This window comes from Streptomyces sp. NPDC004561 (genome assembly GCF_053602155.1).
Genome location: NZ_JBSGDB010000035.1, coordinates 25,222 through 34,406, shown reverse-complemented (window position 1 = coordinate 34,406; position 9,185 = coordinate 25,222). Strand labels below are relative to the sequence as shown.

Below are 9,185 nucleotides of genomic sequence, written 5' to 3'. Positions count from 1 at the left end.
GTGCCGCGGGCATCAACGCCAGCGACTGCCGCCGCCGCACTGCTCTGCGTCGCCGGAAGCGCGTTCGTACTGGCCCGCAGGCGCCGCTGACCGCGGCGCGGGCCGCGAGTTCCCGGCCGGTTGCCGACGATCTCGTGTGCGGGAGTGCGTTCGTGCCGGCCCGCGGGCGCCGGTGACCCGGGGCGTGGGCCAGGAATCCCCCGCCCCGTCGGCGGCGTGGAATTCCCGCTCCGGCCGTGGCGATGGCGCGTCGCCGGAAGCGTGTTCGTGTCCGCCCGCAGCCGGCGCTGACCGAGGGCCGTCCGACCCGAACTCCCGCCTCGCGCCCCGCTCGATCCAGGGCCCGCGTATCCGGAATCCCCGTCCCGTCTGCGACGATCCCTGCGTGGACTACCCGAACGACCAGGCCCCCGGTGCCCCCGTCCGCTCCGGCATTCCCGAGCACGGGCGCATTCCCAAGTACTACGCGGTGAAGGCGCGGATCGCGGCACTGCTGGAGGAGCTGGGGGAGGACGGCGTCATCCCCACCGAGCGGGACCTCGCCGAGCGCTACGACGTCGCCCGCGAGACCGTGCGGCAGGCCGTGCGGGAACTGGTGCTGGAGGGGCGGCTGAGGCGGAAGGGGCGCGGGACCGTCGTCGCCGGGCCCAAGCTGGCCCAGCCGCTGTCCCTCGCGAGCTACACCGAGGGGGTGCGCCGGCAGGGCCGTACCCCCGGACGTACCCTCGTCACCCTCGACCGCTTCCCCTGCCCGCAGGCCCTGGCCGCCGAGACCGGGCTCACCCGGGGCGAACCCGTCTGGCACCTGGAGCGCGTGCTGCTCGCCGACGACGAGCGGGTCGGCCTGGAGAGCACGTACGTCGCCGTCGAGCGGGTGCCGGGCCTCGCCGGGGACTTCGATCCCGACTCCTCGTTCTACGGCTACCTCGAGGCCCAGGGCATCGTCTTCGGCGACGCCGACGAGCGGATCGAGACCGTGCTGGCCACCCCGCGCGAGGCCCTGCTCATCGGCACCCCGCCCGCGCTGCCCATGCTGCTGATCCACCGGGTGTCCCGGGACGCGCAGGGGCGCCCGCTGGAGCGGGTGCGGTCGCTGTACCGGGGGGACCGGTTCTCCTTCACCACCCATCTGCGCGGCTGAAAAACAAGCCCTCCGACGTCCGCTCCTATGTAACGTAATGATAACGGGTCTAGCCCAAACGTGATGGGTCGTTCACGCTCTCGTGGTGAGCCGGATGTCTCCGGTTACCGAATCCCGAGGAGCGTTGCCGTCGTGAGAGTGACAGTCGTCGGAGCCGGCGTGGTGGGCACCATGCACGCCTGGCAGGCAGTGGAACGTGGCCATCAGGTCGTCCAGATCGAACGCGAGGCCGAGGCGCGCGGCGCCTCGCTGCGCAACTTCGGGCAGATCTGGGTCAGCGGGCGCGCCGGTGGTGAAGAGCTGGAGACCGCGCTGCGGGCGCGGGAGCTGTGGGAGGGCGTCGGCGCACGCGTGCCGGGGCTCGGGTTCCGGGCCAACGGGTCCCTGACCCCCGTCCGCGGCCCCCTCGAACTCGCCGTCGCCGAGGCCGCGGTCGCCCGCCCGGACGCCGCCGCCCGCGGCCACAAGCTGCTCACCCCGGGCGAGGCCCGCGCCCTCAACCCCGCCCTGCGCGGCGACTTCACCGCCGCCCTGTACTGCGAGCGGGACGCGGCCGTGGAGCCCCGTACCGCCCAGCTCGCCCTGCGCGAGGAACTGCTGAAGTCCCCCGACTACACCTTCCTGCCGGGACGGGAGGTGCGGGAGGTGACCGGCGCCGGGACGGTCCGGGACGACCACGGGGACGTGCACCACGCCGACGTCGTCGTGCTCTGCACCGGCGCCTGGCTCGGCGGACTGGTCCGGGAACTCGCCGGGCCGGACCTGCCCGTGCGGCGCGTCCGGCTGCAGATGATGCAGACCGACCCGCTCGGCGAGCCGCTGACCACGTCGGTCGCCGACGCCGACAGCTTCCGCTACTACCCCGCCTACGACTCCCCGGCGCTCGGCGAGCTCAACGCCCGGCAGCCGCAGCCGCGGACCGCCGCGGACCACCGCATGCAGCTGCTCATGGTGCAGCGCGCCGACGGCGGCCTGACCATCGGCGACACCCACGAGTACGAGCACCCCTTCGCCTTCGACACGGTCGAGGAGCCGTACGAGCACCTCACCGGCGTCGTCGAGTCCCTGCTCGGCCGGCCGCTGCCGCGTGTCCGGCGCCGCTGGGCGGGGGTGTACGCGCAGTGCACCGAACCCGGCCGGGTGGTGCACCGGCAGCAGGTGCACGAGGGGGTGTGGCTGGTCACCGGGCCCGGCGGGCGCGGCATGACCTGCTCCCCCGCGATAGCCGAGACCACCGCGAACGAACTGGGCTGGTGACCGATCCCATGACCGCACAGACCACCGACATCCGTCTGGTCGTCCTCGACATGGCGGGCACGACCGTCGCCGACGGCGGGCTCGTCGAGCGCGCCTTCGCCGCGGCCGCCGCCGAACTGGGCGTCGAACCCGGTTCGGCCGGGCACGCCGAGCACCTCGCCTACGTCCGCGCCACCATGGGCGAGTCCAAGATCTCCGTCTTCCGGCACCTGTTCGGCGACGAGGACAGGGCCCGGCGCGCCAACACGGCCTTCGAGAAGGCGTACGGCGAACTCGTCGACGCCGGACTGATCGCGCCCGTCCCCGGGGCCCGCGAGGCCGTCGAGGAGCTGGCCGGCAGCGGCCGTACCGTCGTCCTGACCACCGGCTTCGCCCGCGTCACCCAGGACGCGATCCTCGACGCCCTCGGCTGGCGGGACCTCGTCCCGCTCACCCTGTGCCCGGCCGACGCCGGCGGGCGCGGGCGGCCCTACCCGGACATGGTGCTGGAGGCCTTCGTGCGCACCAAGGCCGCCGAGGACGTCCGGCAGGTCGCCGTCGCCGGCGACACGTCGTACGACGTGCTCAGCGGGGTGCGGGCGGGCGCGGGCCTGGTCGCGGGCGTGCGCACCGGCGCCCACGGCGACGACGCGTTCCGCGCCGCCGGTGCCACGCACGTCCTGGACTCCGTCGCCGACCTGCCCGCCCTGCTCCTGGGAGCCCGGTGAGATGAGCATCCGCTTCGACTCCGTCACGGTCGCCTACGACGGCAACGTCGTCCTCGACGCCCTCGACCTGACCGTCGAGCCCGGCGAGGTCATGGCGCTCCTCGGGCCGTCCGGATCCGGCAAGACCACCGCGCTGCGGGCGGTCGCCGGGTTCGTCCGGCCCGCGTCCGGGCGGGTGCTCCTCGGCGGCCGGGACGTGACGGACCTGCCGCCGTACCGGCGGGGCATCGGGATGGTCGTCCAGCAGTACGCCCTCTTCCCGCACCTGCGGGTGGACGAGAACGTGGCCTTCGGCCTCAAGGCCCGCAGGACGCCCAGGAACGAGATACGGCAACGGGTCGGCGAGGCGCTGGAGATGACCGGCATGGCCGCCTGCGCCCGCCGGCATCCGCGCGAGCTGTCCGGCGGGCAGCAGCAGCGGGTCGCCATCGCCCGCGCCCTCGCCATCCGGCCGGACGTGCTGCTCCTGGACGAGCCGCTGTCCGCGCTGGACGCCCGGCTGCGGTCCGGGATGCTCGCGGAACTCTCCCGCCTGCACCGCGAGTTGCCGGACGTGACGATGCTGTACGTCACCCACGACCAGGTCGAGGCGCTGACCCTGGCCGACCGGATCGCGGTCATGGACAAGGCCCGGCTGCAGGCCTGCGGTACGCCGAGGGAGCTGTACCGGGCGCCGGCCGACGAGTTCACCGCGTCCTTCGTGGGCGGCGCGAATCTCGTGCCGGTGACCGTGGGGTCCGGCGGAGTCTCCTTCGCGGACACCGAGCTGAAGGTCGACACGGCCGGCGCGGCCGCGGGTGCGCGGGCCACGCTGTGCGTACGGCCGCACCTGGTCGGGCTGGGTCAGGGCCCCAACCAACTCGCCGGTGTCGTACGGGAGATCCAGTGGCGCGGGGCCACCCACCGGCTGTACGTGGAGGTCGGCGGGCACACGGTCATGGCGGACGTACGGGAGCTGAGGGATCCGCCCGGCCACGGTGACCCGGTGAACCTCCACTTCGCTCCCGACGACGCCGTGCTGCTGCCCGCGGGGGTGAGCCATGGCTGAGGCCGTCACGAAAGCGCGGGTCGTTCGTGGCCGGTCGCGCAGCTCCGTGCGCCCCTGGTTGGCGGCCCTGCCACCGGTTGCCCTGCTCGCCCTCTTCTTCCTCTACCCCCTCGCCCTCGTCGTCCAGCAGTCGTTCCGGCCCGACACCGGGGGCACCTCCCTTCAGCCGTACGCCGACGTCTTCGCCTCGCAGGCGTTCCGGACCGCGCTGTGGACCACCGTGTGGCTGGCGTCGGCCTCCACCGCCGGGTGTCTGCTGCTGGGCTTCGTGCTCGCGCTGGTCATCGCGTTCGTGCCGTTCCCGGGGGCGAGGACGGTGGCGCGGTTCATCGACGTGTACCTGTCCTTCCCGTCCTTCCTCATCACGCTGTCGCTGCTGTTCATCTACGGCACCACGGGCATCGTCGGCTCCTTCCAGTTCCTCACCACACCCTGGGGAGTGGTGCTGGCGGAGGTCACCTACTTCACGCCGTTCGTGATGCGGCCGCTGCTCGCGGCCTTCTCCCAGCTCGACACCGCGCAGCTGGAGGCGGCGAGTTCGCTCGGCGCCCGCGCGCCCCGCATCGTGCGGCAGGTGATCCTGCCCGAGGCGCTGCCCGCGCTCGCGGCCGGCGGCAGCCTCGTACTGGTGCTGTGCCTCAACGAGTTCGGCATCGTGCTCTTCACCGGCGCGAAAGGGGTCACCACCCTGCCGATGCTCGTCTACAGCAAGGCGATCCTGGAGTCCGACTACCCGGGCGCGTGCGTGGTCGCCGTCGTCAACGTCCTGATCTCCGTGGGGCTGTACGGCCTCTACCGGGTGGTGAGCCGTCGTGCTGGTGCATAGCCGCGGGGCCAGGTGGGCCGTGTGGGCGGTGTTCCTCGTCCTCTTCCTGCCGCTGTTCGCCCTGCCCCTGTTCGTCCTCCTCGGCGCCTCCGCCGCCACCCACTGGTCCGGCGCCCTGCCCTCGGGCTCCACCCTCGCCCACTACCGCACCGCCACCCGGGGCGAGGCCCTCCAGGCCCTCACCACCAGCCTGCTCACCGCCACCGCGGCCAGCCTGCTCGCGCTGACCGCCGGCACCTGGGCCGCGCTGGCCGGGGCCGCCCTGAAACAGCGGTACCGGCGCCTGCTCGACGCCCTGTTCGTGCTGCCGGTCGCCGTGCCCTCGGTCGTGGTCGGCCTGTCGGTCCTGGTGGCCTTCTCCAAGCCGCCGATGCTGCTCAACGGCACCCCGTGGATCGTGATCCTGGCCCACACGGTGCTGGTCACCGCCTTCGCCCACCAGTCCGTGTCGGCGGCGATCGCCCGCCTCGACCCGGCCTACGAACAGGCCGCCGCCTCCCTCGGCGCCCGGCCCTCCCACGTGCTGTGGCGGGTACGGCTGCCCCTGCTGCTGCCCTCCCTCACCGCCGCGGCCGGCCTCTGCTTCGCCCTGTCCATGGGCGAGCTGAGCGCCACGATGATGCTCTACCCGCCCGACTGGACCCCGCTGCCCGTCCTGATCTACGCGGCCACCGACCGCGGCGCCCTGTTCACCGGCTCCGCCGTGGCCGTGGTGCTGATGACCGCGACCCTGCTCGTCCTGTTCGCCGTCTCCCGGGTCCGCACCCGGGCGTCGTACCGCTGAACCACGTCCCTCACCCCGCTCGTCCGCGCAAGGAGTTCGCCTCGCCATGCCCAGAAACACGCTCAAGATCGCCGTAGCCGTCTCCCTCCTCGCCACGCCGCTGCTGTCCGCCTGCGGCTCCTCCTCCGCCGCCGACGCCAAGGTCGTCACCGTCTACAGCGCCGACGGCCTCAAGGGCGAGAACGGCGACGGCTGGTACGACAAGGTCTTCGCCGACTTCACCAAGCAGACCGGCATCAAGGTCAAGTACGTCGAGGGCGGCTCCGGCGAGATGGTGCAGCGCGCCGTCCGCGAGAAGAGCAACCCGCAGGCCGACGTGCTGGTCACCCTCCCGCCCTTCATCCAGGAGGCCGACCGCAAGGGCCTGCTGGAGAAGTACGAGCCGAAGGACTCCGACCAGGTCAGCGGTGCCGACAAGGCCGTCGACGGCACCTGGACCTCGGTCGTGGACAACTACTTCGGCTTCGTCTACGACAAGAAGGAGCTGAAGCAGGCCCCCAGGACCTGGGACGAGCTGCTCGCCCCCTCGTACAAGAACAAGCTGCAGTACTCCACCCCGGGCGTCGCCGGCGACGGCACGGCCGTCCTCATCAAGGCCATCCACGACTTCGGCGGCAAGGACGCGGCCCTCGCGTACCTGAAGAAGCTCCAGGCCAACAACGTCGGCCCGTCCGCCTCCACCGGCAAGCTCGCCCCCAAGGTGGACAAGGGCGAACTGCTCGTCGCCAACGGCGATGTGCAGATGAACTACGCCCAGTCCAAGACCATGCCCGGCCTCGGCATCTGGTTCCCGGCCGGCAAGGACGGCAAGCCCACCACCTTCGCCCTGCCCTACGCGGCCGGCCTGGTCACCAAGGCCCCGCACGGCGAGAACGGCAGGAAGCTCCTCGACTTCATGCTCGGGCAGAAGGCGCAGCAGGAGGTCAGCGAGATCGGCGGCGGCTTCAGCGCCCGGCAGGACGTCAAGGCCACCGACGCCAACGCCATCGCCCTGACCAAGCTGATGGACGGCGTCGACTTCTTCGAGCCCGACTGGAACGACATCGACAGGAACCTCACGTCGTACGTCGAGGACTGGAAGTCCGCGACCGGGAGCTGACCCGGACCACCGGCAGCCGACCGGGGTCAGGATCAGGTCTGTCTTGATTAGGCTGGGGGCGTCGGTACGCCGTGGTTCCGGCGCCCCCGCTTCTTGACCGTTACGTACGCCAGGAGACGCACAACATGGCAGACCGCAAGCCCATAGAGTCATGGCTCACCGACATGGACGGCGTCCTGATCCACGAGGGCGTGCCGATTCCCGGTGCCGAAGCCTTCCTGAAGAAGCTCCGTGAGTCCGGCCGGCCCTTCCTGGTGCTCACCAACAACTCCATCTACACCGCCCGTGACCTGCACGCCCGGCTGCGCCGGATGGGTCTGGACGTGCCGGAGAAGAACATCTGGACCTCCGCCCTGGCCACGGCCCAGTTCCTCGACGACCAGCGGCCCGGCGGCAGCGCCTACGTCATCGGCGAGGCGGGCCTGACCACCGCGCTGCACGACATCGGCTACATCCTCACCGACCACGACCCCGACTTCGTGATCCTCGGCGAGACCCGCACCTACTCCTTCGAGGCGCTGACCAAGGCCGTGCGGCTGATCAACGACGGCGCCCGGTTCATCGCCACCAACCCCGACAACGTCGGCCCGTCCACCGAGGGCGATCTGCCCGCCACCGGCTCGGTCGCCGCCCTGATCACCGCCGCGACCCGCAAGAAGCCGTACTTCGTCGGCAAGCCCAACCCGCTGATGATGCGGGCCGGGCTGAACGCGATCGGCGCCCACTCCGAGACCTCCGCGATGATCGGCGACCGCCTGGACACCGACGTGCTCGCGGGCCTGGAGGCCGGGATGCGCACCTTCCTGGTGCTCAGCGGCGTGACCCAGCCCGCCGACGTCGACCGCTACCCGTACCGGCCCTCGCAGGTGGTCGACTCCATCGCGGACCTCGTCGACCTGGTCTGAAACCCCGCTTCACCCGGTCGGAGCAACGGGGCGGCCCCCGAGGATGCGGGGACGCCCCGGACGGGGGAACCTCCTGGTGTCTGGAGGTTCACGATGGGCTCACTACGCCTCACTCTCTGCAGCAGTCTCCTGGTCGTCGCCGCGTGCGGACCGGCGGTCCAGGCGGCCGAAAACGGCGGCTCGCTCTCCGTGGCACCCGCCGCCCCGGCGCCGGGTACCGACGTGTCCCTGCGGGTCAGCGGCTGCACCGGGAAGCAGGGCACCGCCGTCTCGCGCGCCTTCGTCTCCGACGCCCGCCTGACCGGCGGCCAGGGCGCGCTGACCGGCCAGACCCGGGTCGGCTCCTCCGTACGGCCGGGCGCCTACGACGTGCGGGTCTCCTGCGGCGACTACGTGATCAACGGCACCCTCACGGTCGTGAGCCGGACCACGGGCAGCGGGACGGGGCAGGGACTCGGCCTGCTCGACCGGCCGGGCGCGGCCTCCGCCACACCCGTCGCCCCGGTCGACGCGGGCGGCGGCGGTACCGCGCACTTCGCCACGGTGGCCACCAGCGGATCCGGCCCCGGCACCGTCCAGGCGGTGGCCGGCCTGGGGCTCGCCGCCGTCGCCGCGGTCGCCGTCGGGCTCCGGGCCCGCCGCAGCCGCCGGCGCTGACGCCCACGATGACCGACGACCGCGAACGCGCCCCCGGCAGCGGGCGGCTCGTCACCGGCCTGGCCTGGGCGCTGCTGCTGCTCGGGCTGTGGCTGTGGGGGCGGGGCGTGACCGGCGCCTCCCACGCCACGGGCGCACCCGACACGGGCGACCTGTTCGCCGCCGGCCGCCCCACCGCCCCGGCCCGGCTGCCGCGCCCGGCGAAGCCACTGCCGGACGCGCTGCCCCAGCGCCTCGACATCCCGCGGCTCGGGGTCCGGGCGCCGGTGGTGGCCCGCGGTCTCGACGCCCGGGGAGCCGTCGACCCGCCCCCCTTCGACCAGGCGGGAGTGGTCGGCTGGTACGGCGCCGGCGCCAAGCCCGGCGCCGGCGGAACGGCACTGATGGTGGGCCACGTCGACACCCTGACCCGGCCCGCCGTCTTCTACGGGCTCAGCACCCTCGCCCCGGGCGCCACGGTCCGGGTGGTCCGCTCGGACGGCAAGGTCGCCGAGTTCACCGTCGACGACGTCCGCGTCCTGCCCCGCGCCGGCTTCGACGCCCGCCAGGCCTACGGAACCCGCGAGCCCGGCCGGGCCGAGCTCCGGCTCATCACCTGCGGCGGCGCCTTCGACCGCACCAGCGGCAGCTACACGGCGAACGTGGTGGTCTCGGCGTACCTCACCGCGAGCACCGGCTGAGCTCCCGCGCGACCTCGTGACGGACAGGGTGGATATGCCAGGATTGGCACCGGCACCTGACCCGTGCGCCCAGGGGGGAAT

General features: G+C 72.8%; 10 protein-coding genes. All 10 read left to right on the top strand.

Going from position 1 to position 9,185, the window contains the following annotated elements:
- The first annotated feature begins 385 nt into the window (after window positions 1–385).
- The 10 genes from ACWEN3_RS07565 (at window position 386) to ACWEN3_RS07520 (ending at window position 9,104) form a co-directional block, all read left to right on the top strand.
- A complete protein-coding gene (locus ACWEN3_RS07565) occupies window positions 386–1,141 on the top strand; it encodes a GntR family transcriptional regulator (protein ID WP_452966931.1) in 756 nt (251 codons plus the stop codon).
- A gap of 132 nt (window positions 1,142–1,273) precedes the next feature.
- Window positions 1,274–2,398, top strand: coding sequence for a TIGR03364 family FAD-dependent oxidoreductase (locus ACWEN3_RS07560; RefSeq protein ID WP_452966929.1), 1,125 nt, complete (start codon window positions 1,274–1,276; stop codon window positions 2,396–2,398).
- Between the two features lie 8 nt (window positions 2,399–2,406).
- The gene (locus ACWEN3_RS07555; RefSeq protein WP_452966927.1) at window positions 2,407–3,105 is read left to right on the top strand and encodes a phosphonatase-like hydrolase; all 699 of its coding nucleotides are present in this window, start codon (window positions 2,407–2,409) and stop codon (window positions 3,103–3,105) included.
- A gap of 1 nt (window position 3,106) precedes the next feature.
- Entirely contained in the window at window positions 3,107–4,153 is a 1,047-nt protein-coding gene (locus tag ACWEN3_RS07550) for an ABC transporter ATP-binding protein (RefSeq protein ID WP_452966924.1), read from the top strand.
- Window positions 4,146–4,979, top strand: a complete 834-nt coding sequence (locus tag ACWEN3_RS07545) for a 2-aminoethylphosphonate ABC transporter permease subunit (protein ID WP_452966922.1) — start codon at window positions 4,146–4,148, stop codon at window positions 4,977–4,979. Before ACWEN3_RS07550 ends, ACWEN3_RS07545 begins: the two co-directional genes overlap by 8 nt.
- The gene (locus ACWEN3_RS07540) at window positions 4,966–5,763 is read left to right on the top strand and encodes an ABC transporter permease (protein ID WP_452966919.1); all 798 of its coding nucleotides are present in this window, start codon (window positions 4,966–4,968) and stop codon (window positions 5,761–5,763) included. The genes ACWEN3_RS07545 and ACWEN3_RS07540 overlap by 14 nt, the downstream gene beginning before the upstream one ends.
- A 46-nt stretch (window positions 5,764–5,809) precedes the next feature.
- On the top strand, window positions 5,810–6,862 hold the full coding sequence (locus ACWEN3_RS07535; RefSeq protein WP_452966917.1) for a 2-aminoethylphosphonate ABC transporter substrate-binding protein: 1,053 nt from the start codon (window positions 5,810–5,812) through the stop codon (window positions 6,860–6,862).
- 125 nt (window positions 6,863–6,987) lie between these two features.
- Window positions 6,988–7,767 carry an HAD-IIA family hydrolase gene (locus tag ACWEN3_RS07530; protein ID WP_452966914.1) on the top strand — a complete coding sequence of 260 codons (780 nt, stop codon included), beginning with the start codon at window positions 6,988–6,990 and terminating at the stop codon, window positions 7,765–7,767.
- Window positions 7,768–7,860: 93 nt separating this feature from the next.
- Window positions 7,861–8,424: a hypothetical protein gene (locus ACWEN3_RS07525; protein WP_452966912.1), complete on the top strand. Its 564-nt coding sequence runs from the start codon at window positions 7,861–7,863 to the stop codon at window positions 8,422–8,424.
- Between the two features lie 8 nt (window positions 8,425–8,432).
- The gene (locus ACWEN3_RS07520) at window positions 8,433–9,104 is read left to right on the top strand and encodes a class F sortase (RefSeq protein WP_452966910.1); all 672 of its coding nucleotides are present in this window, start codon (window positions 8,433–8,435) and stop codon (window positions 9,102–9,104) included.
- The last annotated feature ends 81 nt before the right edge of the window (window positions 9,105–9,185 follow it).